Source organism: Olsenella sp. An270, assembly GCF_002159735.1.
GTDB lineage: Bacteria > Actinomycetota > Coriobacteriia > Coriobacteriales > Atopobiaceae > Thermophilibacter.
The window spans coordinates 173244-198020 of record NZ_NFJF01000002.1; the positions used below are offsets into that span (position 1 = coordinate 173244).

Genomic DNA, 24777 nt, shown 5'->3' on the forward strand with positions numbered 1-24777 from the left:
GAGCCGCTACTCGTCGCCGAAGCTGATGCCGAGCGCCTTGGCCTCGCGGACGAGGTCGCCCTCGGGGTCGACGTACTTGAGCTTGCCGGCGACCTCCTCGAGCGGCACGCGGACCATCTTGCCCTTGCGCTGCGCGACCATGAAGCCAAACGTGCCCTCGAGGCAGCCGAGCGCGGCCTCGACGCCGCACTGCGTGGCGAAGATGCGGTCCTGGGCGTCGGGCTGGCCGCCGCGCTGGGTGTGGCCGGGCACGGCGATGCGGATCTCGCGGCCGGTGCGCTTGTCGATCTCTGCCGCGATGTCGTAGGCGATCGACGGCGTGGTGCGCGCGGCCACGAGCTTCTTGTACTCCTTCTTGGAGAGGGCGGCCTCCTCCTTGGAGATGGCGCCCTCGGCCACGACCACGATCGTGAAGCGCGAGCCTGCCTTGTCGCGGTCCTCGATCACGCGCACGACGTTGTCCATGTCGTAGGGGATCTCGGGGATGAGGATGACGTCGGCGCCGCCGGCCACGCCCGCGTACAGCGGGATCCAGCCGACCTTGTGGCCCATGATCTCGATCACGAAGACGCGGCCGTGGGAGCTCGCGGTGGTGTGAATCTCGTCGATGCAGCGGGTGGCCACCTCGACGGAGCTCGTGAAGCCAAAGGTCATGTCGGTGCCCCAGGTGTCGTTGTCAATCGTCTTGGGCAGGGCGATGACGTTCAGGCCCTCTTGAGAGAGGCGGTTGGCCGTCTTGGTGGAGCCGTTGCCGCCGAGCATGAACAGGCAGTCGAGCTTGAGCTTGCGGTAGGTGTGCTTCATCGCCTCGACCTTGTTGATGCCGTCGGCCTCAGGGGTGTCGAGCAGCTTGAACGGGGTGCGGCTCGTGCCGAGCACGGTGCCGCCGCGCGTGAGCAGGCCGGAGAAGTCGCGGTTGTCCATCATGCGGTAGTGCTCGTAGATGAGGCCCTGATATCCGTCCTCGAAGCCGTAGACCTCGACCGGCTCGTCGGACTGACGGTAGAGCGTCTTGACGATGCCGCGCATCGTCGCGTTGAGCGCCTGGCAGTCGCCGCCGCTCGTGAGAAGACCAACTCGAAGCATGGGCTTTCCTTCCCTCAGGACCACAGATAGGAAAAGTATGCGCCTCAATCGGGGGAACGTGCGCGTTTCTCCGCAAACGGTGTCGTTCTCAGGGATTGGCGCGGGGCTCGCGCGACGCCGCCCTGCTACCATGGGCGAGAAGAACATCGAGCCGGGGGAGGGTCCCATGACGCCGGAAGAGAGACGAGAGGTCGCCGAGGCCGTGGCGGCGGGACGCCGTGCGCTGGCGAGCCTCGAGGAGGCCGCCGACGCGCTCGACAGCGCGGGCAACTGGGGGCTCTTCGACCTGGTGATGGGCGGTCCCCTGACAAGCGTCCTCAAGCACTGGCGCCTCAACGACGCCCGCGGCGCGCTCGACCAGGCGCGTGCCGACCTCTATGCGTTTACGCGCGAGCTCTCGGACGTGCGCGGGATCGAGGCGCTGCGCGTGGACGTGGGCGCCATCGCCTCGGCCCTCGACGTCCTCGTGGACAACCCCTTCGTCGACCTCTACGTGCAGAAGAAGATCCAGGACGCCGACGAGAACGTGCAGGCCGCGATCGCCGCGACCAAGACCGTGCTCGCGCGTCTGGAGGCGGCGCGGTAGCGGGCTGCCGGGGCGGCGGGCGGGGAACGTCCGCCGCGAGTTCCGCAGGCGCGCCCTTTGCGCCGAGGACTGTCCGAGCGCCGGACGTTCCCCGCCCGCCGCCATGGCAGCCCATCCTCCGTTTCCGTTTGCGAACGACCCGCGCGCACGCGGTCCTTCTCGCCCTAGAATCGGCCCAGCGAGTTTTCAGGTTCCAACGGGAGGGCAACATGCAGGAGATTCTCCACGCGCCCCACGAGCGGATCGAGGAGATCCAGCTCGAGGGCATCAAGAAGACCGTGATCGCGTGCTACGAGAACGTGCCGTTCTACAAGAAGAGCTTCGACGAGGCAGGCTTCGACCCGTACGCGGTCAAGAGCCTCGACGACCTGCAGAAGGCGCCGTTCGTCACCAAGCAGGACCTGCGCGACAACTACCCCTACGGCATGTTTGCCACGCCGCTCTCCGAGGTGAAGGAGATCCACATGTCCTCCGGCACCACCGGCGTGGCAACGGTGGGCGGCTACACCCAGCACGACCTCGACATCTGGGGCGAGTGCTTCGCGCGCGGCATCGAGTACGCCAATGGCGGCGCCGACGACGTGGTCCACGTCTGCTACGGCTATGGCCTGTTCACCGGCGGCCTGGGCGCGCACTACGGCGGCCTCTACTCCGGCGCCACCACGATCCCCATGTCCGCGGGCAACACCGAGCGCCAGATCCGCGTGCTCAAGGAGATGGGCTCCACGATCATCTGCTGCACGCCGAGCTACGCCATGCACATCGCCGACACCGCCATCGAGATGGGCATCGACCCGGCGCGCGACTTCCACCTGCGCGCGGGCATCCACGGCGCCGAGCCCTTCTCGGACAACTTCCGCCGCGACCTCGAGCGCAAGCTCAACTACCACGTGCTCGACGTCTACGGCCTCACCGAGACCATGGGCCCGGGCGTGGCCATCGAGTGCTGGGAGCAGAACGGCCTGCACCTGGCCGAGGACCACTTCTACGCGGAGATCATCGACCCCAACACCGGCGAGGTCCTGCCCGACGGCGAGTGGGGCGAGCTCGTGCTCACCACGATCGACCGCGAGGCGTCGCCGGTGGTGCGCTACCGCACGCGCGACATCACGCGCATCCTGCCGGGCGAGTGCGCCTGCGGCTGCACGCACCGCCGCATCGACCGCATCCACGGCCGCACCGACGACATGCTCATCATCCGCGGCGTCAACGTCTTCCCGAGCCAGATCGAGGACGTCATGAAGACCTTCGACCAGGTCTCCTCCTGGTACCAGATCGAGGTCGACACCGACCACCGCTCGCTCGACATGGTCACGCTCAAGGCCGAGGTCAACCCCGACTTTGCCTTCGACTCCGTCGCCGCGGTCGAGCGCCTGCAGAAGGAGATCTCTGCGCGCCTCAAGACGGCGCTCTCCGTGGGCGTCAAGGTCAAGCTCGTCGAGCCCAAGACCATCGCGCGCAGCGAGGGCAAGGCAAAGCGCATCGTCGACCTGCGAAAGGGGATCAAGTAATGATTGATCAGATTACGGTTTTCCTCGAGAACAAGCGCGGCCGCATCGCCTCTCTGTGCCGCACCCTCGGCGATGCCAACATCAACATGGCGGCGCTCTCCGTGGCCGACACCACCGAGTACGGCATCGTGCGCATCATCTGCAGCGACACGGCGGCGGCGCTCGCCGCGCTCGACGCCGGCGGCTACCGCGCGATCAAGACCAAGGTCATGGCCATCGCCGTCCCTCACCACCCGGGCGGTGCCGCCGACCTGCTCGAGAAGCTCGACGACCTCGACGTGGACATCGAGTACTTCTACTGCTTCTCCACCACCGACGACCTCGCGGTGCTGGCGCTCAAGATCGCCGACCCGGCGAGCGCGGCGGAGGCGAGCTGGGCCATCGAGAAGGCCGGCTTCCACGTCTTCGAGCAGAGCGAGATCGAGTAGGGCCTGCGACGCCACGTTCTTCTCGACCGAGGGGTCGCCATACAACTGATGTATGGCGACCCCTTCTCATATGTATTTTACCGTTGGCCTCCCGCGACCTACGATGGACGAGAAGAACAGCGTCAGAGGAGGCATCACATGATCTTTGGCATGGGCCCGATGGAGCTTGCCGTCATCCTGCTCGTCGTCCTGGTGATCTTTGGGCCGAAGAACCTGCCCAAGCTGGGCTCGGCCCTCGGCAAGACGGTCAAGAACGTCCGCGAGGGAATGGAGGAGGGCTCCGGCGACTCGGAGCCCGTCTCCGACGCGGTCGAGACGGACGACGAGCCCGTGCAGCAGTAGCCCTTCCTCCTGCGCCCCCGGACCTTTCCCGCCGGGGGCGCCTTTGTCTACGGGGCGAGCTTCCGCCCGAGTGATCTCTCGCCGAGCGGGGGCCGGTCATCCTTCTCGCTGTGCGCATGCCCTCCAAAAGTGGGCATTCTCCCGACGGTGTGCGCACCTTCTCCAGGGTATGTACGAAGTTTCAGTGTTTATACGATGGTCAGATCCGTGTTTTCCCAGCTAGACGGGTTGGCGGGAAATACATCAATACTTCAAGCGTGCACATACCCTCTGGAACTTGACCCTTCACGAGGGGAGAGTGCAGGGCGAGCTTCCACCTCGGTGATTACTCGCCATTTGGCCGCTAGCAGAGCTCGCCGAGAAGGGCGACCGCGCGCTCGGCGAGCGGGGAGAGGGCGCGGTCGGCCTTCCATATGACGGCGGCGCGGCTCTCGAGGTCCTTCTCGACCAGCGTCTTGATGTAGCAGGGACCGGTGTCGCAGACGGTGAGCAGGGAGCGCGGCACGAGGCCCACGCCCAGCCCGGCCGCCGCGCAGGAGCAGACGCTGCGGGCGTCCTCGGTGACGCAGAAGGGCTCGCGGCCCAGGGCGGTCGCCGTTCGGGCGTCGCAGACGATCGGCACGCCCTCAAGCTGGGCGAGAAGGACGGTGAGCTCGTCGCCGTGCTCGAGCGCGGGCGGCATGACGGCGACGAGCGGCTCGGCGGGGGCGTAGCGCGTGCGCAGGCCCTGGGTGGAAAAGGGCGTGCGCACGACGCCGACCTCCGCGATGCCGCTCGCCACGAGCTCGAGCACCTCGGGGACGCCGCCCTCGCGCAGCTCGAGGGAGACGTCCGGCGCGAGCGCGGCGAGCTCCGCCAGGCGTGCCCCCGGTGCGAGCCCGGCCGCCGAACCGCAGACCGCGAGGCAGAGGGTGCCGGTGAGGCCCTTGCCCACGCTCGAGACCTCGCGCGCGGTGGCCGTGGCCATGGCGAGGATGCGCGTCGCGCGTTTGTACAGGAGCCGTCCCGCCTCGGTGGGCGTGACGCCGCGCGGGCCGCGGCGCACGAGCTGCGTGCCCAGCTCGCGCTCGAGCTCGCGGAGCTCGTAGGAGAGCGGCGGCTGGGAGATGTGCAGGCGCCGGGCGGCGGCCGTGATCTGGCCCTCCTCGGCGATGGCGACGAAGTACTCGAGCTGCTTGAGATTCAAGACGTCCTCCCTGTGGCGCTGCGTCATACAGCGATTGTATGTCGCAATGCGCCCCGCGGCGTCCCTGCCCACAGAAAAGGGGCGAGGAGCCCGCAGGCCCCTCGCCCCTGGCAGCGCCTTCGTGCGCCCTACGCCCGCTCGGATACGTAGGGGCCGTAGGAGACAAACAGCGGCATATCGGGGTTGGGCAACGATTCGGGGTTTGATGACGAGGAGACGATAAGCATAGACTCGGTTTCCTGACCCTTGAACGTGTCCGGGTAGGTGAAGTTGCCGACTATGCGGCCCGTCTCGAAGGGATCGCCGACGTAGGAGTCGGTGAACGCGGGCAGCCCGACCGCGTCGCCCACGCTCCGGGCGATCGTCTCGTACTCGGAGGAGTCAGCCTCGGGGAGGTAGAACCCAATGACGACGCCCGTGGGGACGGTGCTCGGGTCGATGGTCTCCAGGGAGCACTCGGTCTCTCCCTCCAGGAGCGCGGGGTTCTCGTAGGTGAAGGAGACCCAGACCGTCTCGTCCGATCCTTCGACGGGGTTGCTCTCGGGCGCACCCTCGAAGTAGCTGAAGTAAAACGTGATGTCGCCGAGCGCGTCTGTGTCCTCGTAGGAGTCCTCGTTCGTGAGCTCGAAGCCCAGCAGTTCGAGGTCGCTTACGATCTCTGACGTCGGGCGGTCATAGAAGGCGGCCTCCTGCCAGTTGGTCATGGCGGGCTCCGGCTCCGGCTCCGGCTCCGGCTCGGTCTGCTCGACGGCGGCCTCGTCCTGCGTCGCGTCGGTCGCGTCGGTGGCCGGCGCCTGGCCGCAGCCCACGAGCAGCGCCGTCGAGAGGACGAGCGCCGCCACTACTGTCTTTGTGAATCTCATGGCTCCTCCGTTCTTATCGTCCGCATGGGCGGATGTTCCGTAAGGCTGATGCTATCAGCGCTGATGTTTGAGACCCAAGCTGTCAGTTACCTGAAACAATGGGTCCGATGAGCGGGTGCAAACCATCTCTTAACGGTGCGTCAAATCCGGAAAACGCAGGTGAGCACATTTATGGAGCCTCTGCGTAGGAGAGATAATGACTTTGTCAACCCTCTTTCCACGAACGGTCGAAATGGGTATAACGAACGTGTCAAACTCGAAAGGAGGGAAGGCATGACCAAGATCAAGGACATGAGCAAGCGCCAGCGCAAGGTGCTCGACGCCTGCCACAACGGCTGGTTCATGAGCGGCGAGTATCGCGCGCTGATGGACGGCCACGAGCGTCGCTTCTGGGCCGACAGCCCGAGGCTTCTGTTCAATGACGTTGACGAGTGGTTCTCCTCCCACGAGCAGAACCACGCGGACTCGCCGCTGCTCGTCAAGTATGTGGCGGCGTAAGCGTCATCACATCCCAAACGGGAGGAGGAGCCTGCGGGCTCCTTTTTCTTTGACTAGAACGTCCGACCATGCACACCTACCCAAAATCGACCCCGTGGGGCGTCAAATGGGGTAGGTATGTATGGTCGGCTCATTTGCATGCTCCAGCATGAGGGCCAGGATGACCGCGAGCCCCCTCCGCAGGCTGTCCTTCTCGATCCACTCCTCGCGCGTGTGGAGCAGGTCGCCCTCGACGGTGCCCACGGTGTGCGCGGGGATGCCCAGCGAGAGCGGGATGTTCGCGTCGGTCGAGGACTCCTGGTGGTGGATCTGGTCCACGCCGCCGAGCTCGCGCAGGATCTCGTCGGTGCGGGAGACGAGCGCGGCCTGCCCCTCGGGCACGTGCTCCCCGGAGGCGGGGCGCCGCCCGATGAGCTGCACGTCGATGCGGGTGTTCTCCTTGAGGTGCTCCTCCACGAGCACCACGAACTTGCCGTACATCTCCTCGAGACACTCCTCGGAGGCCGAGCGGTACTCCACGAGTACGCTCGCGTCCTCGGCGATGGAGTTCACCGTGGTGCCGCCCACGAACCGCCCCACGTTGATCGTGGTCTTGGCGCGCGTGGGCAGCTCGAGCGCGTAGAGGTCCTCGATGAAGCTGCAGAGCGCCTCGATCGCGTTGTCGCGCCCGAAGTTCTCCCAGGAGTGGCCGCCCTCAGTGTGGCACTTCACGCGCCAGCGATGGCTGCCCACGGCGGAGACCACGTGCATGCCGAGGTAGAGGTCAAAGCTCGTGAACTCGCGCACCTGTCCGTCGTAGTGGCGGAAGAGCTCGCGCGTGCCGGCCAGGTTGCCGAGGCCCTCCTCGCAGGAGTTGGCCACCACGAGCAGGCGCCGGTCGAGCGGAACCTTGTGGCGCAGCAGGTAGCGCGCGGCGAGGAGCAGCCCCACGAGGTTGGCCGTGTCGTCGCCCACGCCCGGCGCCAGAAGGCGCGTCGCGCTCTCGGCGAGCGGCAGCGGCTCGGTGTCGGGGAAGACCACGTCGGTGTGGGCGGCAAAGACCGCGATCCCGTCATCGCCGCCCGTGGGGCCGGGCAGGCTCAAGATCACGTTCTTGGCGTCGTCGACGCGCACGGCCCCCACGGGCGCACCCTGGGCGAGCAGCCAGTCGCGGATGAACTCCGCGCGCCGCTCCTCGTGGCCGGACGGCGCGGGGATCTGCGCGAGCGTGCGCAGGAGCTCGAGCTCCTCCTCGTAGCACTCCTCGGCGTATGCCTCTGCGACGCGCCTGGTCTTCTCGTCCACCGCTCCTCCCTTCAGCCTTGCTCTAGGTTAGCGTAGGACGTTGCTGCGGCGCACGCGTTTCCGATGTTCGGGCCGCAGGGGAGCCCCAGTGGATTAACGCACAAAATCAAGCACAACAATCTATATCCGCAGGTGGAAATAACGCACATGTACGATTTTGTGCGTTATTTGGGGTGGCGTCCCGGGCGGGCGAGAAGAACGCGCCGCCGCGATGTTTCAGGTTTGTTTTTCGCCTTGTGGGCCGTGCAGGGCGGTGCTAGGCTACCCACATCGATAGAGGAGCGGACACGAAGGGTCCCGGGGGAGCCGGCGGGCGCAGATCCCGGGGCGAGGCGAGGTCCGCCGAACTGCCGAGCCGGGCGCGGCGAGGTGGTGGGCTCGCGGGAAAGACCCGCGGGACTGTCTGCGAGAAGAGCTCGCAGGGGCGCTATCCTTTGCCGCGGACGAACGCTCCGCTCGGGGGTCGCGAACCTGCCCGAGAGGCGAGAGGTGCCATGGTAAAGCGGCCGTTTGTCACAAAGGACCAGCTCGAAGCCATAGCGGACGTGTATCCCACGCCCTTCTACCTCTATGACGAGGCGGAGATCCGCCGTCGCGCGGCGGAGCTCTCCGCCGCCTTCGCATGGAACCCCGGCTTCAAGGAGTACTTTGCCGTCAAGGCCACGCCCAACCCCGCGATCCTTCGGATCCTCGCGGAGTGCGGCTGCGGCTGCGACTGCGCCACGGGCGTCGAGCTTTTGCTCGCGGACCGTGCGGGCGTGACCGGCCGCGACATCATGCTCTCGTCCAACGACACGCCCGACGAGGACTTCCGCGCCGCCGACGAGCGCGGCGCGATCATCAACCTGGACGGGCCGGACATGGTGGCCTGCCTCCGGCGCGCCCTCGGCGGCCGCGTTCCGCGCACGGTGTGCTGCCGCGTGAACCCGGGCGGGACCTTCGAGAGCGCGAACGGCATCATCGGCTTGCCGGCCGACTCCAAGTTTGGCATGACGCCGGCGCAGCTCGAGCAGGCGTTCCGCGAGCTCGCCGCCCTAGGCGTGGAGGAGTTTGGCATCCACGCGTTTCTCGCCAGCAACACGCAGGTGAACGACTACTACCCGCGTCTCGCGCGACAGCTCTTCGAGATGGCCGCCGACCTCTCGGCGCGCCTGGGCGTGCACGTTGGCTTCGTTGACCTCTCCGGTGGCATCGGTGTGGCCTACCACCCGGACGACACCCCCTGTGACCTCGCCGTCATTGGCGAGGGCGTGCGCCAGGCGTACGAGGACGTGCTCGTCCCCGCGGGCATGGACGACGTCGCGGTCTTCTCGGAGCTCGGGCGCTGGATGCTCGCGCCGGCCGGCGCGCTCGTGACCCGCGTCATCCACGAGAAGCGCACCTACCGCGACTACCTGGGCGTGGACGCCTGCGCGGCCAACCTCATGCGTCCGGCCATCTACGACGCCTACCACCACGTCACCGTGATGGGCGCCGAGGACGCGCCGGCCACGCGCCGCTACAACGTGGTCGGCCGGCTCTGCGAGAACAACGACCAGTTCGCCCGCGACCGCCTCATGCCCGAGTGTCACGTTGGCGACCTGCTGTTTATTCACGACGCGGGCGCCCACGGTCACTCCATGGGCTACAACTACAACGGCGCGCTGCGCTCCGCGGAGCTGCTGCTGCGCTGCGACGGATCGGTCGAGCTCATCCGCCGGGCCGAGACGCCCGCCGACTACCTGGCAACGCTGGACGTGTGAGGCACCCCTCGCACGGGAGATAAGAGAGGCAACCATGGACATGACCAACCTGACCGGCTCGATCGTCGCGCTGGTGACCCCGTTTTGCGAGGACGGCTCCGTCGACTTCCCCGCGCTCGAGCGCCTCGTCGACTTCCATTTGGCCAACGGCACCGACGGCATCCTCGTGCTCGGGACCACCGGCGAGTCCTCGACGATGACCGACGACGAGGACTACGAGGTCGCCCGCTGCGTCATCGAGCGCGTGGCCGGTCGCGTCCCTGTGATCGGCGGCGCCGGCTCCAATGCTACCTTCGAGTCCGAGCGCAAGGCCGCCGGCCTGGTCAGGCTCGGCATCGACGGCCTGCTGCTCATCACGCCCTACTACAACAAGTCCAACGAGGAGGGCATCTACCGTCACTTCACCGCCGTCCTGGACAAGGTGGACGTGCCCTGCATCCTCTACAACATCCCCGGCCGCACCGGCTGCTCCATCAGCGAGAAGAACCTCGCGCGCCTGGCCCAGCACCCCAACGCGTGGGGCATCAAGGAGGCCTCGGGCTCCATCAGCTATGCGACCATGGCCGCCCGCTACCTCACGGACGACTTCCGCATGTTCTCCGGCAACGACGACATCGTGGTGCCGCTCATGAGCCTCGGTGCCAAGGGCGTCATCTCGGTGTGGGCCGACGTCGCGCCCGCCACGGTGCATAAGATGTGCGTCGACTACCTGTCCGGCGACGTCGAGGCTGCGCGCCGCGCCCAGCTCGAGAACCTCGACCTCATCCACGCGCTCTTCTGCGAGGTCAACCCGATCCCGGTCAAGTGCGCGCTGGCCGAGATGGGCCTCATCGGCGAGAACTACCGCCAGCCGCTCTGGACGATCTCCGACGCCGGCCGCGAGCAGCTCGTGGCGGCCATGAGGGGGGTCGGTCTCCTTGGCTAGCGCGATCGTGGTCGGCGGCGCGGGCCGCATGGGTCGCCTCGTGCGCGAGGAGCTGTCCGCCCGCGGATTTGGCGTCGTGGGCTCCTACGACGTGGACAACATCGACGAGCTGGACGAGCTCGCGCCCGCGGCGGACGTGGCGGTGGACTTCTCGGCGCCTGCGGCGCTGCCGCACGTCCTCGCCTACGCACGCCGCACGGGCGCGGCGCTGGTCTCGGGCACCACGGGCCTTGCGGCCGACCAGCTGGACGAGCTGCGTGCGCTGGGCGAGAGGAACCGTGTTATCTGGGCGTCCAACTACTCGCTCGGCGTGGCGGCCCTGCGCCGCGCGACGGCGATGGTGGCCCGTACGCTCGCCGGCTGGGACGTGGAGATCGTCGAGACCCACCACAACCAGAAGGCCGACGCGCCGAGCGGCACTGCCAGGGCGCTCGTCGCCGCCGTCGACCCGACGGGGGAGCGCCCGGTCGTGGGCGGCCGCGAGGGCATGGTGGGCGCGCGGGTCCCCGGCGAGATCGGCGTGCACGCCGTCCGCGGCGGCACCGTTGCGGGCACGCACGAGGTCCACTTCTTCGGGCCCGACGAGGAGGTCTGCCTCACGCATCGCGCCACGAGCCGCCAGATCTTCGTCACCGGCGCCGTGGCCGCCGCGGCGCGCCTGCTCACGCGCGAGCCCGGCTTCTACGACTTTGATACCCTGATGTTTGGCTAGACCGCACGGATCGAGAGGAACGGGTTTGAACGCACAGGAGATCATCGACTTCATCGCCAGCGCTCCCAAGAAGACGCCGGTCAAGGTGTACGTCCGCGAGAAGTGCGGCATGAGGGTCGACTGGCCGGGGACCCACGTCTACGGCGGGCGCGACGGCAAGGTCGTCATCGGCGAGTGGTCAGCCATCGAGCCCGTCCTTCTCGCCAACGCCGACTCGATCGAGTATGCCGACGTCGAGTGCGACCGCCGCAACTCCGCGGTGCCGCTGCTGGACCTGCGCGGGGTGAACGCGCGCATCGAGCCGGGCGCGATCATCCGCGACCAGGTCGAGATCGGCGACAACGCCGTGGTCATGATGGGCGCCGTCATCAACATCGGCGCCGTGGTGGGCGAGGGCACCATGATCGACATGGGTGCCGTGCTCGGCGGGCGCGCGATCGTGGGCGCGCGCTGCCACGTGGGCGCGGGCGCCGTGCTCGCCGGCGTGGTCGAGCCCGCCAGCGCCACGCCCGTCGTCGTCGAGGACGACGTCATGATCGGCGCCAACGCCGTGGTCATCGAGGGCGTGCGCGTGGGCGCGGGCGCCGTGGTGGCGGCCGGGGCCGTCTGCGTGGAGGACGTGCCGGCGGGCGCCGTCGTGGCGGGCTGCCCGGCGCGCGTGATCAAGATGAAGGACGACAAGACCGCCGACAAGACCGCGCTGGTCGACGCCCTGCGTTCGCTGTAGCGAGCCCGCGTCCTTCTCGCCCCGAGGTCCCCAGCTTGCGCTTTGTCACGTTTTTGGGGCCCGTTTCGTTACCAACAGCAAATTGGCACGCGCCGCCACTTCCCCTTGCCGACACGACGTGCCGTTCGCGGAGAAGTTAGCACGTCAACAACTCTCAAAGGGAACACTACGCAGCGGACCGCCGGCATTCCGGCACGCATCAACCCAAGGGGGAACACATGGCAGTCAACCGCTTCGTCCTGAACAACATCTCCTATCACGGCTCCGGCGCGATCAAGGAGATCCCCGGCGAGCTCGAGCGCCGCGGCTACAAGAAGGCCTTCGTCTGCTCCGACCCCGACCTCGTGAAGTTTGGCGTCGTCGCCAAGGTGACCGACCTGCTCGACGAGGCCGGCATCGCCTGGGAGCTCTACTCCGAGATCAAGCCCAACCCCACGATCAAGAACGTCCAGGACGGCGTCGAGGCGTACAAGGCCTCCGGTGCGGACTGCATCGTCACCATCGGCGGCGGCTCCTCGATGGACACCGCCAAGGGCATCGGCATCATCGTCGCCAACCCCGAGTTTGCCGACGTTGTCTCCCTCGAGGGCGTGGCCCCCACCAAGAAGCACGCCGTCTTCACCATCGCCGTGCCCACCACCGCCGGCACCGCGGCCGAGGTCACGATCAACTACGTGATCACCGACCCCGAGAAGGTCCGCAAGTTCGTGTGCGTCGACGTCAACGACATCCCCGACGTCGCCGTGGTCGACCCCGACATGATGGCCTCCATGCCCGCCGGCCTCACCGCCGCCACCGGCATGGACGCGCTCACGCACGCGATCGAGGGCTACACCACCCAGGGCGCCTGGGAGCTCTCCGACATGTTCCACTACAAGGCCATCCAGCTCATCTCGAAGCACCTGCGCGACGCCGTGGCCGAGGCCAAGAGCGGCGTCCCGGGCTCCGGCCGCGAGGGCATGGCGCTCGCCCAGTACATCGCCGGCATGGGCTTCTCCAACGTGGGCCTGGGCATCGACCACGCCATGGCGCACACGCTCTCCGCGCACTACGACACCCCGCACGGCGTCGCCTGCGCGATGCTGCTGCCCGTTGCGATGGAGTACAACAAGCCCGTCGTGACCAAGCGCCTCGCCGAGGTCGCCGTGGCCATGGGCGTCGACACCACCGGCATGAGCGACGACGAGGCCGCCGACGCCGCCATCGCCGCGGTGCGCCAGCTCTCCGCCGACGTCAACATCAAGCCCACGTGCGACGGCCTGGTTGAGGAGGACCTCGACCAGCTGGCCGACGACGCCATCGCCGACGCCTGCTTCCCGGGCAACCCGCGCGAGGCCGACCACGCCGCCGTCGTGGAGCTGTTCCGCAAGGTGATGGCGTAGCATCCTCGCCAACGTAAAGGGGCCCGGCACCTCGCACGCAAACTGCTTCGCGCGTAGCGCTCAGGAAGTTTGCTTGGCGAGGTGCCGGGCCCCGCTGTCTCGGGGCTCCTTCTAGGAATTGACGTTCTTGTCGGCGGGGAATCTAGGAAAAAGCGGGGTTGTCCTCTGGTTGGCAGCGGGACGAGGCTTTTGTGCGTCGGAGGGCCCCTGTTTTGGTACAAGGGCGGGAAATCCTAGAAGTTCGGGCGACAAGGGCGGCGATTTTAGGAAGCGCGTAGGACAAGGCCCTCGGTTTCTAGAAGCCGTCCGGACAAGGGCGGCGATTCCCGGGCGACAGGGTGCCCGCGCGGGCGAGAAGGACGACCTCCCGCTACTCCTCGCCCACGGCCCCGCCGACGAGCATGCTCACGATCGAGATGATGACGGCGCCGACCAGCGCGGAGCCGAAGGACTCGATCGCGATGCCGGCGTGGAAGATGTTGCGGGAGAGGAAGCTCGCCAGCTCGAGCACCATCGCGTTGACCACCACGTAGAAGATGCCCAGCGTGCCGATCGTGAGCGGCAGCGCGAGCACCTGCATCACGGGCTTGATCGTGGCGTTGAGCAGCGCGAGCGTGAGCGCGCACATGATCGGCCCCGCCCAGGTGCCGCCCACGGCCTCGATGCCCGGGACGATCCAGATGGCCACCGCGCACGCGACGGCCGTGACGAGCCACTTGCCGAGAAACCCCATGGGTCGCACCTCCCGTCCGCCTACGCGCGCCGCGCCGCCAGCACGGCGTCGATCACCTGCGCCACGCCGCGCTCGTTGTTGGAGGGGATGCGGAAGTCGGCGAAGCGCTCCATGCGCTCCTCCGCGTTGGCGACGAGGTAGCCGTGGCCCACGGTCTCGAGCATCTCGGCGTCGTTGTCGGTGTCGCCGCAGGCCACGACGTCGGCGACGGAGATCCCCAGGTGCTCGCAGAGGCGCTCGACGCCCGTGCCCTTGTCGACGCCCTGGTTCATGATGTCGATCCACACGGCGCCGCCGCAGGTCACCGAGAGCTGCTCGCCCCAGGCCGGCGCGTACACCTCGTCGCGCATGGGCACCGCGTTGCCCTCGGGGAAGTAGACCGTGAACTTGTTGACCTCGGCCGCCAGGTGGTCGAGCGTCTCCACGTAGACGATGTTGTGGTAGAAGGTGCGGAAGACGTCGTCATAGCGGCGGTCCTGCTCGCGGACGTAGCAGGCGTCGAGTCCGCAGACCGTGGGCAGCCCGTAGCCGCCCTCGAGCGTGAACTCGGTGAGCGCCTGGACCGTCGCCGGCTCGATGAGGCTCTTGAACACGACGTCCTCGCGGCAGACCACCGCGGCGCCGTTGTCGGTGACGAAGGCCATGTGGTCCCACGAGTCCGGGAACATATCGCGCAGCGTGTAGAGCGGCCGCCCGCTCGCCGCGGCAAAGAGCGCCCCCGCGCCCTCGAGCGCGCGGATGCGTCCCGGCATGTCCTCGGGCATGGACTTGTCGTCGGCGAGCAGCGTGTAGTCCATGTCGCTCGCCACCAGGCGAACGCCGGAGAGGTCGTCCTCCAGGTAACTTCTCATCGATCCTCCGTCTCACGTGGTCCGTTCCGCGCACAATTCTAGCGTGAGCACTGGCGCGCGGGCGCTTTAATGCGCTAAAGTGTGAGGCCGAGAAGAACGAGACGGGGAGGGGCCCATGGCACAGGTCGGCGGCATCGGCGAGGCGCAGACGCGTCGCCTCTACGAGGCGCTCTGCTCGCTCGACTCCGCCGACGAGGCCCGGGCGCTCCTGGGAGACCTCTGCACCCCGCGCGAGATCGAGGACCTCTCTCAGCGCCTCGAGGTGGCCACCATGCTCGCCGCCGGGGCCTCCTACCTCGACGTCTCCCATGCGACGGGAGCCTCATCGACCACGGTCTCACGCGTCTCCAAGTGCCTGAACGGCCCCGCGGGGGGCTACCGGATGGTGCTCGCGCGCCTCGACGGCGAGGCGTAGGGGCCCGCCGCCCGCCAGCCGCCGACGGACTTTTTGTCCGGTCGGTCCGCTAGGCTAGGATGTGCCGAGAAGAACGACGGCCCGGGAGGCCCCATGCCGCTGAGCGCCCTGAGTGCAACAGATGAGAGACTCGCATCGCCCGAGCTCGTCGGCCGCGTGCGCGACGCGCTCGGGTCGTGCGGGCGCGCGGTCGTGCTCGTCCCGAGCTTCGCCCAGGCCCTCGAGGTCCAGCGCGCCCTCGCCGCCGAGCGCGGCCTCTCGCTCGGCGTCACGGTGAGCACGCCCGCCGCCTGGGCGCGGGAGCGCTGGGAGGTCTGGGGGGACGGCCGCCGGGTGGTGGACGGCGCCTCGCGCGACCTGCTCGCCGCGCGCGTGCTCCGTCGCGCCTGCTGGCGGCCCGGCTTCCCGCTCGCGGACACCCCCGGTACCGCGGCGCTGCTCGCCGACCTCTCGCGCCTCGGGATGCCCTGGCTCACGGGGTCGGTCGAGCCGCCGGAGGGGGCGACCGAGGCGGAGTGCGCGCTGGTGGGGCTCCTCCCCGACCTCGACGCCGAGCTTCGAGCCTCCGGCCTCGTCGAGGGCTGCGAGGTCATGGACGCGCTCCCGGGCGTCCTCGCTGCCGAGGGCGTCGCCGTGCCGCCCGTGACCGTCGCCGGGTTCCCGTGGATGGGCCGCGCCGAGCGCACCCTCGTCGAGGGGCTCGCCGCAACCTTCGACGTCGCCGTCGTGGGGGAGCCCGCGACCGCCTCCGGCGCGGCGCGCTCCGAGGGGCTCGCCGCCCTGCTCGCCACGCTGTTCCACCCCTCCGACGAGCCGCTTGCCGCCTCCGGCGCGGTTCGCATGCTGCTCCCGGCGGGCCCGTCCGCCGCTCCCGAGCTGGTCTGCCGCGCCATCGCCGACCTGGCGGGGGAGGGGTGTCACGACGTCGTCGTGGTGGCCCGGGACGCGTCACGCGCCTGGCGCGAGCTCTCGCCGCGCCTCGCCGCCCGCGGGGTCTCCGCCCGGGCTCAGCTCTCCTGCCACATGGCGGAGCTCGAGCCGGGGCGCGCCTTCCTGGGCTACGCCCGCGCCGTCGCGCGCCTCTCCGAGCTGGATGAGACCTGGCCCGCCAACGAGCCGGTCGCAGACGCCCCGCGGGCGGGCACCGTCCGCGTCACCCTGGGGGACATGTCGTGGTGGCCCCCGCGCGACCTCTCCGACTTCCTGGTCTCCTCGATCTCCCACCTGGACGCCGCGCGGGCGCGCCGGCTCGATGCCGAGTGGCGCGGCAACCGCCTGCTCACGCCCGGCTCCGTCCTCGAGCAGCTCGCCTCGCCGCGCTCGGTCTCGCCCGAGGTGGCCGCGGCCACCCGCGAGCTCCTGCGCGGAAGGCTCGGCTCCGCCGCGTCCAAGCTGCTCATGCCCTTCGTGGACGGGGACGCGTCCGACGCGCCCGGCGCGCGTGAGGCCGTCGCCGCGCTCGGGGCGGTGCTCGACGTGGCGCGGACCCTGAAGGAGCTCGGCGTCTCCGCCGATCCCTCCCAGCGCTCCGCCGTCGCCCTCTCCGAGCTCGTGGACCTCGCCGAGGCGGCGCTCGGGCGCGACGCCGTCGTGCTGCGCCCGGAGCGCACGGCGCCCGGCGACGTCACGGTCCGCATCGTCGACGCCACGACGGCGAGCCGCCTCGCCCCCGCCTCTTCTGACGCGCTCGTCCTCCTCGACCAGACCTCCGCCGACGCGCCCGTCTCGGAGGCAGATGACGCGCTCTCGCACATCCTGTGCTCCTGGGGCGTCGAGGAGCCGCCGAGCGCGATGGAGCGTGAGCGCGCGCGGTTCGCCGCGATCGCCCGCGTGCCCCGGCGCGTGCTCGCGCTCGAGCGGACGCTCTTCGGGACGGACGGCAAGGAGTGCTACCCCTCCGTCATGCTCTCCGAGGTCATGGCCTGCTTCGGGCTGGGGGCCGGGGCGGACGTCGCCGAGACGGCGGGCGCGCTGGGCGAGAGGAACGTGCTCACGCGCTCGGAGTCGTCCCTGGCCGAGAACGTCTCCGCGACCGGCGTCGCCGCGGCCCGCGTGGGCGAGGAGACCCCGGCGCCCGCGGGCAGGATCGACGCGCGCGAGCGCGAGCTGGTCTCGCCCCCGCCGGAGGGCGCGGACGCGGTCGACCCCCGTCCCGTCCTCTCCGCCTCCCAGATAGAGAGCTACCTCGAGTGCCCGTACAAGTGGTTCAGCCTGAGGCGCCTGCGCCTGCGCGACGCCGATGCGCTCTTCACGGGCGCGGAGATGGGCACGTTTGCGCATCGCGTGCTCGAGGTGAGCCGCCGCGAGCTCGTCGCCCGCGCGCGAGAGCGCGCCGACGGGGGCCGCGTCCTTGCCGACCTGCGCGCGGGGAGTCCCGACGCCATGCAGCAGGAACCCTACCGCGACGAGGTGGAGCGCCTGCTGGCGCTCGCCCAGCAGGACCCCGCCGCCCGCCTTCCCGGCTCGGCGCCGGGCAATGCCGCTGAGCTCGAGGAGGCCCGCGCCGTGCTCGAGGAGGAGTTCGACGCGCACCTCGCCCACCAGTACCAGCTCGTCGGCGGCCGCAGGCCGCTGCCGCAGGCCCTCGTGCCGCACCTCGCGCGCGAGCACGGGCAGCTCGCGGGCCTCCGGCGCGACCTGGGGACGCTGCTCGACTTCGAGGCCGGCGTGCTCGCGGGCTTCGAGCCGCGCTTCTTCGAGTGGGGCTTCGGCCGCGGCTCCGCGCCCAAGGTCGAGTACGCCGGGGTGCTGCTCACGGGCACGGTCGACCGCATCGACGTGGACGCACACGGCCAGGTGGCCGTCGTCGACTACAAGCACAAGTCCGACGACGGCTTCGCCAGGGAGTACGACGCGTTCTCCGGAGACCGCGAGCCGGGGTCCTTCTCGCTGCCCCGGCGCGTTCAGTCGCTGATATACGCGCAGGTCGTCCGCCGCGCGTTCCCCGACCTCACCGTGCGCGCCGCCCTCTACCTGTGCACCAAGGGTGACCATGCGCTCGCCGGCGCGGTCGACGAGAACCTCGCCGACCTCGTGCTCGGCGAGGGCGCCTCCTCCAGGAGGCTCGCGTCCGTGGCGGTGCCCCGCGACGAGCGCTTTGGCCGCGGGGACGCTGCCGGCATGGAGGCCCTGCTCGACGCCAGCGAGGACCAGATCGCGCAGAAGATGGAGCGCCTGCTCGCCGGGGACATCGAGGCGAGTCCCCTCGACGCGGAGGCCTGCCGCTTCTGCCCGGTGCTCAACTGCGAGAGGAGGCTGCGGAAGTGAGCGCGAAGGTCGACCTTTCCGAGCTCAACGACAGGCAGCGCGCAATCGTCACGACGCTCGACGAGCCCCTCTTCGTGGAGGCGGGCGCCGGGTCCGGCAAGACGTTCACGCTCACGAGGCGCATCGCCTGGGCCCTCTCGCCCGAGTCGGGGCCGGACGGGCGCCCCTTCGTCGACAGCCTCGACCAGGTGCTCGTCATCACCTTCACCGAGGCGGCCGCCCGCGAGATCAAGGAGCGGACGAGAAGGACGCTGCGCTCCGCGGGCATGGTCGAGCAGGCGCTCGCGGTCGACGACGCCTGGATCTCGACGATCCACGGCATGTGCTCGCGCATCCTGCACCGTCACGCGCTCGACCTCGGGCTGGACCCCTCCTTCGAGGTGGCCGCCGAGTCCGTGCGGGCGGCGCTGTTCGACCGCGCGATGGACGACGTGATGCGCGCCGCGCGCTCCGACGACGAGTTCGCGCCCCTGTTCGCCGAGTTCGACCTGGGGATGCGGACAAGGACCGGCTACACGGGGGTCATGGGGCTCGTGGCTGCGCTCGTGGACGCCGGGGCGTCCTGCCCCCGCGGCGTGGACGCGCTCGAGGCGGCGCAGGGCGATCCCTCCCTCGTGCGCGAGGCGCTCGCCACCCTCACGGCGCGCATGGAGGAGCTCGCCTCGCTGCGTCTCACGCCCGCCGCCCTGGGGCGGGTGGCGCCCGCCCTGGAGGAGCTGCGAGCGTTCGAGCGGCGCCCCCTCCGCGAGTGCACGCCCGAGGCGGTGTGCGAGCTCGTCTCGCGCCTCTCGCTCCCCCAGGCGAGAGGTGCGATAAAGGACGAGGTCAAGGCAGTCAAGGCAGCCCGCGCGCTCGTGCTCGCGGAGGCGCGCTTCTGCGGCGTGGCCCCGCTCGGGGGATCTTTGCGGGAGCTCGCCCGCCGCGTGGCGGTCCGCTACCGCGAGATCAAGGACGCCAATCGCTGCCTCGACAACGACGACCTCGTGCGCGAGGCCCTGGCCGCCGTGCGCGACGTCGCACCCGTGCGCCGGGACTACGAGGGGCGCTTCCGCCTCGTGATGGTCGACGAGTTCCAGGACACCGACGAGATGCAGCTCGAGCTCATCGGACTGCTCGCCGGCGAGGACGTGGCGCACCTCTGCACCGTCGGCGACGCCCAGCAGTCGATCTACCGCTTCCGCGGCGCCGACGTGGGAGTCTTCCGCAGGCACGGGGAGCGGGTCTCCCGCGCCGGGACCGTCCGCCTCGACACCAACTACCGCAGCCACGCGGACATCCTCGCCCTCGTCGAGCGTGTGTGCACGGGCGGTGACTCCGCCGCGCCCGGCACGCTCGAAGGCTTCATGCACCTCGCTGCCAATGACGAGCGCAAGGACGGCTACCAGGCACATAACCTGCCGCGCGTCGACATCGAGGTGTGCTCTGGGCGGGGGGTCTCCGGGCGTCCCTCCAAGCACCAGGTGGCGACCGCCGCCGCGCAGGTCGCGGACGCGCTCGCGCGCTATCGCGCGGCGGGGGAGCGCGCCGGCGACATGGCCCTTCTGCTCGGCGTGACGACCAACGCCGACCTCTACATCGACGCCATCCGCTCGCGCGGGATGGAGTGCGTGGTCACCGGCGGGTCCACCTTCACCTCGACGGACGAGGTGAAGGTCATGTGCGCCCTGCTGCACACCCTGGCCAACCCGGCGGACACGCAGTCGGGTCTCTTCCCGCTGCTGGCGAGCGAGATGTTCGGTCTCGATGCCAATGACTTCTGCGAGCTCGGCTCCCGGGCGCAGGAGAAGTCCGACGCACCCGCCAAGCGCGGGATCGACCGCGGCCTGGCTTCGATGGAGCTCTTTGGCGGCCATGAGCCCTCGGCGCGGCTCTCCCGCGCCCACGAGGTGCTCTCCCGCGCGCTCGAGCAGGTGCGGTGGCGCGGCGTGGCGGACGTGTGCCTCGACGTGGCGCGCGACTCGGGCTGGCTCTCCCGCCTCGAGCGCTCCGGAGCCGAGGGCCGCGCCCGCGCGGCCAACGTGCTCGCCGCGGTGCGCTACGTCCGCGACCTCACGGAGGACCTGGGGCTCGGCGCCGCCCGCGCGGCGACGGAGTTCGACGCGTGGCTCCAGGTGGCCAAGGTGCCCCCCGCCTCCCTCGCGGGCGCCGACGGCGCGGCGGGCGACGGAACGGTCCGCGTGATGACGATCCACGCCTCCAAGGGCCTGGAGTTCGGCGTCTGCGCCGTCGCCGAGTGCTGGTCGCGCCCGCGATCGGAGGCCGCGCTGGCGCTCGGCCCCCTGCGGGACGGGACCCGCACGTTTGTGCTGCGTCCCCGCGACGACGACCACAAGCTCTCGAGCCTCCTCGACGAGCTGGACCCCGAGGAGCTCGAGGAGAGTGCGGACCGGGCGGCGCACCTGTCGCTCTGCGCGCGCTACGCGACGCTCCGGTCGCAGGACGAGGAGGCGGAGTCCCACGAGCGCGCGCGGCTGCTCTACGTCGCGCTCACGCGCGCCTGCGAGGCCCTGGTGCTCTCGGTCCCCGCGGCCTGCGGCAAGGACGGCATCCCCTCGTCGGCGCTCGCCGCCGCCACGCTCGAGGCGCTCCTCGGCGAGGCGTCCGCGCCGTCGGTGGGGGAGACGCGGGCGGACTTTGGCGGGAGCGCGCCCGCCCGCGTGCGCTGCGTCGAGGTGACGAGCGAGGGCAGCGGCGATCAGAGGTCCGTCCTCGCGTCGTCCGGCGGCTCGCTGGCCGCCTTCGACGGCGCCCTCCCCGACGACCCCGCCGACGTGGTCCGCCTCGGCACCCCGGGCGCCGTAGGCGGCGAGGCCGACGCCGGCCCCGTCCCGTTCGAGCTCTTCGAGATGGCCGGCGAGGCCGCGCCGGAGACCGGGTCCTGGCGAGCTCGCGAGGGCGTCTTCAGCTACTCGAGCGTCCGCGCCTCCCTCGAGCCCCCGGCCCCGCCCTCGCGCAGGTCCCGCGAGGCCGACGCCGCCGGCGAGGCCGACGCCGACGATGCCGACCGCGCAACCAACCTGGGCTCGGCGTTCCACGAGCTCGCCCAGGCGATGGTCGAGTCCGGCGCTCCGGCGGGCGAGGCCCGCGTCCGTGCGCAGGCGAGGCGCTGGCACCTGTCCTCCCGCGCGGAGGCGCGCCTGCGCGAGGCGCTCGCGCGCTGGGAGGGTTCGCGCGTCCGCGCCGAGGCCCTGTCGTGGGACCTCGTGCGCGCGGAGGTCCCGTTCTTCCGGCGCGTGGACTCGCCGCACGGCGAGTACCTCGAGGGGGCGATGGACCTGCTCTGCACGAGCGCCGACGGGCGCCGCGCGCTGGTGGTCGACTACAAGACGGGAGACCGCGGCCTCACGCCCGACGAGGTGCGCGAGCGTCACGCCATGCAGGCCGAGTTCTACGCCGGGGTCCTTCTCGACGAGGGAGTCAAGCGGGTGGAGTGCGCCTTCGTCTGCGTCGAGCGCGAGGACCCGGAGACCCCGGGCGAGCCGCTCGTGGCCCGCTACTCCTTCGGCTCGTAGGCGCCGCCCGCCCTCTCGCAGACCGTTCGCCTCTCAACTTGCATATAACTTGTACATGGTCCACCCAGTTGGTGTAAGGTTGCCGTGTCAGGAGTCTTTCAGGAAGGGTCGTGCCGTGGTAGGGGAGTCGCTCAGGGACGCACGGCTCGCGAAGGGGCCGTCGGGCGCCTCGCGGGCCACCCTCTACAACCAGCTCGCGGACATCCTGCGCGAGAAGATCTACTCCCACGAGTGGGGCGTCCGCAGCAGGATCCCCTCCGAGCACGAGCTCATGGACCTCTTTGGCGTCGCCCGCGGCACCGTCCGCCGCGCCCTCAAGATGCTCGTCGACGAGGGGCTCCTCGTCCAACAGCACGGCCGCGGCACCTTCGTCGCCGAGCCCGGCCTGTCGCACCCCGGCGGGACGCGCCCGTTCTCGTTCGCCGCGTCGCTCGCCGAGCGCGGCCAGCCCTTCGTCACGCGCGTGGTCGAGAAGGTCCTCGTCCCGGCTCCCGCGAGCGTCGCCTACGAGCTGGAGGTCGAGCCGGGCAGCACGGTCATGTACCTGCGCCGCGTGCGCAGCGTCGGGGGCGTCCCCGTGGTGTGCCAGGAGAGCTGGTCGCCCGTGGCGGAGTGCCCGGGCATCTTCGAGGCGGACTTCACCCGCGAGTCGATGTTCGACGTGGTCCAGCGCTGCTCGGGCAAGAGAATCAAGTACGCCCACGTGCGCTACTCCGCGCGCGTCGCCGGCAACGAGCACTCCGAGCTCCTCGACTGCGACGAGCAGGCCCCGCTGCTTGTCCTCGAGCAGGTGATCCGCCTGGAGAGCGGCACGCCCATCGAGTGGAGCAGCACGTGGCTGAGCCCCGGCCAGTCCGTTGAGGGCGACGTCGTCCAGCCCGACTAGTGCGTCCTTCTCGCCCGCTCCTCCCGCCTGCGCAGGGACAATCCACTCACCTAGAAAGCGGTCCCGCCTGCGGAATACACGTGCCCTTCAAATTTACTACAGGTACCACAAACGCTATACCAGTACTTGTATACGGGCACTTGTACAAGTGCCACAAGAACGTCATAATACGTGGCGTTCGCACACAGGTGCGGCCAGTGAGAGACCTCGGGAGGAAGCATGGAAAAAGTCCAGCTCAGAACACCTTTCTTTGTGGTTAACCCCAAGTCCTACCTCTACGGTGAGGAGATCCTCAAGCTTGCCAAGCACACCGATCAGCTTGCTGAGAAGTACGACTTCGACGTTCTGTTCACCGCCCAGCTGATCGACCTCCCGCGCATCATCGCCGAGTGCCCGCACCTCATCCCGTGCGCGCAGAACATGGAGAGCCTCAAGCCCGGTCGCGGCATGGGCCACATCCTGCCCGAGGCGCTCGCCGCCGCGGGCGTCAAGGCGACGTTTCTGAACCACGCCGAGAACCCCGCCACGGCCCACGAGCTGGCCGCCACGATCGCGCGCGCCAACGAGCTCGGCATCCTCACGGTCGTCTGCGCCGACTCCGTGGAGGAGGGCGAGTGGATCGCCGGCCTCAAGCCCGACGTGATGGTCTGCGAGCTCACGAGCCTCATCGGCACCGGCCAGGTGGCCGGCGAGGACTACATGCGCGGCTCCACCGAGGCCGTCAAGCGCGTCTCGCCCTCGACGAAGGTCCTCCAGGCCGCCGGCATCTCCACCGGCCAGAACGTCTACGACGCCATCAAGTACGGCGCCGACGGCACGGGCGGCACGTCCGGCATCGTTGCCGCGGCCGACCCATTCGCGACCCTCGACGAGATGTTCGAGGCGCTCGACCGCGCCCGTACCGACTTCTGCAAGGAGGCGTAAGAGACATGGCCGTGTACAAGAAGAAGATCGAGCTCCAGACGCTCGCCGGCAAGCCCACCTACGTGGACATCACCGAGGGCGTGCGCGAGGCCGTGGAGGAGTCCGGCGTCAAGGAGGGCATCGCCGTGGTGATCTCGTGCCACACGACCTGCGCGGTGTTCTCCGAGGAGTACGACCACGACCACACGCCCGCCGGGGACACCTTCCTGCAGGCCGACCTCTCGGACGGCCTCGAGCGGATCTTCCCCGAGCAGCACGACTGGAGCACGTACCGCTATCCGGGCATCCAGCACTTCGAGGAGGTCGAGACCTGGCCCAACCTCGACTCGTGGCTGCCCGGCGGCGACCGCACGATGCTCTGGAACGGCGACGCCCACCTGCGCTCCACGCTCATCGGCTCCAACCAGACCTTCGAGGTCGAGGACGGCAAGCTGCAGATGAACGGCCTCGCGAGCATCTACTTCGTCGACTTCGACCGCACCCGCGAGCGCACGCGCAAGGCGAAGGTCGTCGTCATCGGCGAGTAAGGGCAGGGCTCTCGGCTCCCCGCGCCCGCGGGGACGCCTAGAATTATGGTGTCGTTCAGCAGTCGCTCGTGAAAGGAGCACCCCATGAAGAAGATCGTCCTCGCCTGTGGTTCGGGCATCGCCACCTCGACCGCCGTCGCCAACAAGGTCTCCACCTTCCTCGACGAGAACGGCATGGCGGGCAAGTACAACATCGTCCAGTGCGCCATCGCCGAGGCTCCCAGCCAGTGCGCCGACGCCGCCCTGCTGATCTCCACCACGGTGGCGCCCGCGGGCATCGCCTGCCCGTACGTGAGCGGCATCCCGTTCCTCACCGGCATGGGCGCCGCCCAGGCCCAGCAGCAGATTCTGGACATCCTGACCAAGTAGTCGTGCAGGAGGCGCGCGTCG

General features: G+C 69.6%; 23 protein-coding genes and 1 riboswitch. Of the genes, 17 read left to right on the forward strand and 6 right to left on the reverse strand.

Going from position 1 to position 24777, the window contains the following annotated elements; genetic code table 11:
• Positions 1–6: 6 nt before the first annotated feature.
• Positions 7–1086, reverse strand: a complete 1080-nt coding sequence (locus B5F73_RS03125; RefSeq protein ID WP_087226292.1) for an ATP-dependent 6-phosphofructokinase — start codon at positions 1084–1086, stop codon at positions 7–9.
• Positions 1087–1252: 166 nt separating this feature from the next.
• On the opposite strand from B5F73_RS03125, the gene B5F73_RS03130 reads away from it, so the two are divergent.
• The 4 genes from B5F73_RS03130 (at position 1253) to tatA (ending at position 3953) form a co-directional block, all read left to right on the forward strand.
• The gene (locus tag B5F73_RS03130; RefSeq protein WP_087226295.1) at positions 1253–1672 is read left to right on the forward strand and encodes a hypothetical protein; all 420 of its coding nucleotides are present in this window, start codon (positions 1253–1255) and stop codon (positions 1670–1672) included.
• Positions 1673–1881: 209 nt separating this feature from the next.
• Positions 1882–3183 carry a phenylacetate--CoA ligase gene (locus B5F73_RS03135; protein WP_087226298.1) on the forward strand — a complete coding sequence of 434 codons (1302 nt, stop codon included), beginning with the start codon at positions 1882–1884 and terminating at the stop codon, positions 3181–3183.
• Positions 3183–3611: an amino acid-binding protein gene (locus B5F73_RS03140; RefSeq protein ID WP_087226301.1), complete on the forward strand. Its 429-nt coding sequence runs from the start codon at positions 3183–3185 to the stop codon at positions 3609–3611. The genes B5F73_RS03135 and B5F73_RS03140 overlap by 1 nt, the downstream gene beginning before the upstream one ends.
• A gap of 138 nt (positions 3612–3749) precedes the next feature.
• Positions 3750–3953 carry a twin-arginine translocase TatA/TatE family subunit gene (gene tatA / locus B5F73_RS03145; protein WP_087226304.1) on the forward strand — a complete coding sequence of 68 codons (204 nt, stop codon included), beginning with the start codon at positions 3750–3752 and terminating at the stop codon, positions 3951–3953.
• Between the two features lie 343 nt (positions 3954–4296).
• On the opposite strand, the gene B5F73_RS03150 is transcribed toward tatA, so the two are convergent.
• Both B5F73_RS03150 and B5F73_RS03155 read right to left on the reverse strand, forming a co-directional pair.
• A complete protein-coding gene (locus B5F73_RS03150; protein WP_158094748.1) occupies positions 4297–5139 on the reverse strand; it encodes a LysR family transcriptional regulator in 843 nt (280 codons plus the stop codon).
• Between the two features lie 128 nt (positions 5140–5267).
• Positions 5268–6002: a hypothetical protein gene (locus B5F73_RS03155; protein ID WP_143803115.1), complete on the reverse strand. Its 735-nt coding sequence runs from the start codon at positions 6000–6002 to the stop codon at positions 5268–5270.
• 273 nt (positions 6003–6275) lie between these two features.
• Here B5F73_RS03155 and B5F73_RS03160 point away from each other — a divergent pair, with 273 nt between their 5' ends.
• On the forward strand, positions 6276–6500 hold the full coding sequence (locus tag B5F73_RS03160; protein ID WP_087226312.1) for a hypothetical protein: 225 nt from the start codon (positions 6276–6278) through the stop codon (positions 6498–6500).
• Positions 6501–6602: 102 nt separating this feature from the next.
• On the opposite strand, the gene B5F73_RS03165 is transcribed toward B5F73_RS03160, so the two are convergent.
• Positions 6603–7784: a M20/M25/M40 family metallo-hydrolase gene (locus B5F73_RS03165; RefSeq protein ID WP_087226315.1), complete on the reverse strand. Its 1182-nt coding sequence runs from the start codon at positions 7782–7784 to the stop codon at positions 6603–6605.
• A 266-nt stretch (positions 7785–8050) separates the two neighbouring features.
• A riboswitch (Lysine riboswitch) is annotated at positions 8051–8222 on the forward strand.
• Positions 8223–8278: 56 nt separating this feature from the next.
• On the opposite strand from B5F73_RS03165, the gene B5F73_RS03170 reads away from it, so the two are divergent.
• The 5 genes from B5F73_RS03170 (at position 8279) to fucO (ending at position 13272) form a co-directional block, all read left to right on the forward strand.
• Positions 8279–9526, forward strand: coding sequence for a diaminopimelate decarboxylase (locus B5F73_RS03170; protein ID WP_087226318.1), 1248 nt, complete (start codon positions 8279–8281; stop codon positions 9524–9526).
• Between the two features lie 34 nt (positions 9527–9560).
• The gene (gene dapA / locus B5F73_RS03175; RefSeq protein ID WP_204206249.1) at positions 9561–10451 is read left to right on the forward strand and encodes a 4-hydroxy-tetrahydrodipicolinate synthase; all 891 of its coding nucleotides are present in this window, start codon (positions 9561–9563) and stop codon (positions 10449–10451) included.
• Entirely contained in the window at positions 10444–11163 is a 720-nt protein-coding gene (dapB, locus tag B5F73_RS03180) for a 4-hydroxy-tetrahydrodipicolinate reductase (RefSeq protein ID WP_087226321.1), read from the forward strand. The genes dapA and dapB overlap by 8 nt, the downstream gene beginning before the upstream one ends.
• Positions 11164–11188: 25 nt before the next feature.
• On the forward strand, positions 11189–11890 hold the full coding sequence (gene dapD / locus B5F73_RS03185; RefSeq protein ID WP_087226324.1) for a 2,3,4,5-tetrahydropyridine-2,6-dicarboxylate N-acetyltransferase: 702 nt from the start codon (positions 11189–11191) through the stop codon (positions 11888–11890).
• 218 nt (positions 11891–12108) lie between these two features.
• The gene (gene fucO, locus B5F73_RS03190) at positions 12109–13272 is read left to right on the forward strand and encodes a lactaldehyde reductase (protein WP_087226327.1); all 1164 of its coding nucleotides are present in this window, start codon (positions 12109–12111) and stop codon (positions 13270–13272) included.
• Between the two features lie 370 nt (positions 13273–13642).
• Here fucO and B5F73_RS03195 read toward each other — a convergent pair whose 3' ends face one another.
• Together B5F73_RS03195 and B5F73_RS03200 are read right to left on the reverse strand one after the other, a co-directional pair.
• On the reverse strand, positions 13643–14005 hold the full coding sequence (locus B5F73_RS03195) for a phage holin family protein (protein ID WP_087226330.1): 363 nt from the start codon (positions 14003–14005) through the stop codon (positions 13643–13645).
• Positions 14006–14025: 20 nt separating this feature from the next.
• Positions 14026–14856 carry an HAD hydrolase family protein gene (locus B5F73_RS03200; protein WP_087226333.1) on the reverse strand — a complete coding sequence of 277 codons (831 nt, stop codon included), beginning with the start codon at positions 14854–14856 and terminating at the stop codon, positions 14026–14028.
• 115 nt (positions 14857–14971) lie between these two features.
• Here B5F73_RS03200 and B5F73_RS03205 point away from each other — a divergent pair, with 115 nt between their 5' ends.
• The 7 genes from B5F73_RS03205 (at position 14972) to B5F73_RS03235 (ending at position 24756) form a co-directional block, all read left to right on the forward strand.
• Positions 14972–15271: a YerC/YecD family TrpR-related protein gene (locus B5F73_RS03205; protein ID WP_087226336.1), complete on the forward strand. Its 300-nt coding sequence runs from the start codon at positions 14972–14974 to the stop codon at positions 15269–15271.
• Positions 15272–15364: 93 nt separating this feature from the next.
• Positions 15365–18538, forward strand: a complete 3174-nt coding sequence (locus tag B5F73_RS03210) for a PD-(D/E)XK nuclease family protein (RefSeq protein WP_087226339.1) — start codon at positions 15365–15367, stop codon at positions 18536–18538.
• Complete coding sequence (locus B5F73_RS03215) at positions 18535–22050, forward strand: UvrD-helicase domain-containing protein (RefSeq protein ID WP_087226342.1); 3516 nt, start codon at positions 18535–18537, stop codon at positions 22048–22050. The genes B5F73_RS03210 and B5F73_RS03215 overlap by 4 nt, the downstream gene beginning before the upstream one ends.
• 115 nt (positions 22051–22165) lie before the next feature.
• A complete protein-coding gene (locus tag B5F73_RS03220) occupies positions 22166–22936 on the forward strand; it encodes a GntR family transcriptional regulator (RefSeq protein ID WP_239379783.1) in 771 nt (256 codons plus the stop codon).
• A 219-nt stretch (positions 22937–23155) separates the two neighbouring features.
• Entirely contained in the window at positions 23156–23860 is a 705-nt protein-coding gene (locus tag B5F73_RS03225) for a triose-phosphate isomerase (protein ID WP_087226348.1), read from the forward strand.
• A gap of 5 nt (positions 23861–23865) precedes the next feature.
• Positions 23866–24387 (forward strand): YjbQ family protein, encoded by a 522-nt coding sequence (locus B5F73_RS03230; protein ID WP_087226351.1) that lies wholly within the window; start codon positions 23866–23868, stop codon positions 24385–24387.
• An 84-nt stretch (positions 24388–24471) separates the two neighbouring features.
• The gene (locus B5F73_RS03235; protein WP_087226354.1) at positions 24472–24756 is read left to right on the forward strand and encodes a PTS sugar transporter subunit IIB; all 285 of its coding nucleotides are present in this window, start codon (positions 24472–24474) and stop codon (positions 24754–24756) included.
• The last annotated feature ends 21 nt before the right edge of the window (positions 24757–24777 follow it).

Coding starts and splice junctions, on each gene's coding strand:
- B5F73_RS03125 (WP_087226292.1), bottom strand. CDS start 1,086: ATGCTTCGAGTTGGTCTTCTCACGAGCGGCGGCGACTGCCAGGCGCTC.
- B5F73_RS03130 (WP_087226295.1), top strand. CDS start 1,253: ATGACGCCGGAAGAGAGACGAGAGGTCGCCGAGGCCGTGGCGGCGGGA.
- B5F73_RS03135 (WP_087226298.1), top strand. CDS start 1,882: ATGCAGGAGATTCTCCACGCGCCCCACGAGCGGATCGAGGAGATCCAG.
- B5F73_RS03140 (WP_087226301.1), top strand. CDS start 3,183: ATGATTGATCAGATTACGGTTTTCCTCGAGAACAAGCGCGGCCGCATC.
- tatA (WP_087226304.1), top strand. CDS start 3,750: ATGATCTTTGGCATGGGCCCGATGGAGCTTGCCGTCATCCTGCTCGTC.
- B5F73_RS03155 (WP_143803115.1), bottom strand. CDS start 6,002: ATGAGATTCACAAAGACAGTAGTGGCGGCGCTCGTCCTCTCGACGGCG.
- B5F73_RS03160 (WP_087226312.1), top strand. CDS start 6,276: ATGACCAAGATCAAGGACATGAGCAAGCGCCAGCGCAAGGTGCTCGAC.
- B5F73_RS03170 (WP_087226318.1), top strand. CDS start 8,279: ATGGTAAAGCGGCCGTTTGTCACAAAGGACCAGCTCGAAGCCATAGCG.
- dapA (WP_204206249.1), top strand. CDS start 9,561: ATGGACATGACCAACCTGACCGGCTCGATCGTCGCGCTGGTGACCCCG.
- fucO (WP_087226327.1), top strand. CDS start 12,109: ATGGCAGTCAACCGCTTCGTCCTGAACAACATCTCCTATCACGGCTCC.
- B5F73_RS03195 (WP_087226330.1), bottom strand. CDS start 14,005: ATGGGGTTTCTCGGCAAGTGGCTCGTCACGGCCGTCGCGTGCGCGGTG.
- B5F73_RS03200 (WP_087226333.1), bottom strand. CDS start 14,856: ATGAGAAGTTACCTGGAGGACGACCTCTCCGGCGTTCGCCTGGTGGCG.
- B5F73_RS03205 (WP_087226336.1), top strand. CDS start 14,972: ATGGCACAGGTCGGCGGCATCGGCGAGGCGCAGACGCGTCGCCTCTAC.
- B5F73_RS03210 (WP_087226339.1), top strand. CDS start 15,365: ATGCCGCTGAGCGCCCTGAGTGCAACAGATGAGAGACTCGCATCGCCC.
- B5F73_RS03225 (WP_087226348.1), top strand. CDS start 23,156: ATGGAAAAAGTCCAGCTCAGAACACCTTTCTTTGTGGTTAACCCCAAG.
- B5F73_RS03230 (WP_087226351.1), top strand. CDS start 23,866: ATGGCCGTGTACAAGAAGAAGATCGAGCTCCAGACGCTCGCCGGCAAG.
- B5F73_RS03235 (WP_087226354.1), top strand. CDS start 24,472: ATGAAGAAGATCGTCCTCGCCTGTGGTTCGGGCATCGCCACCTCGACC.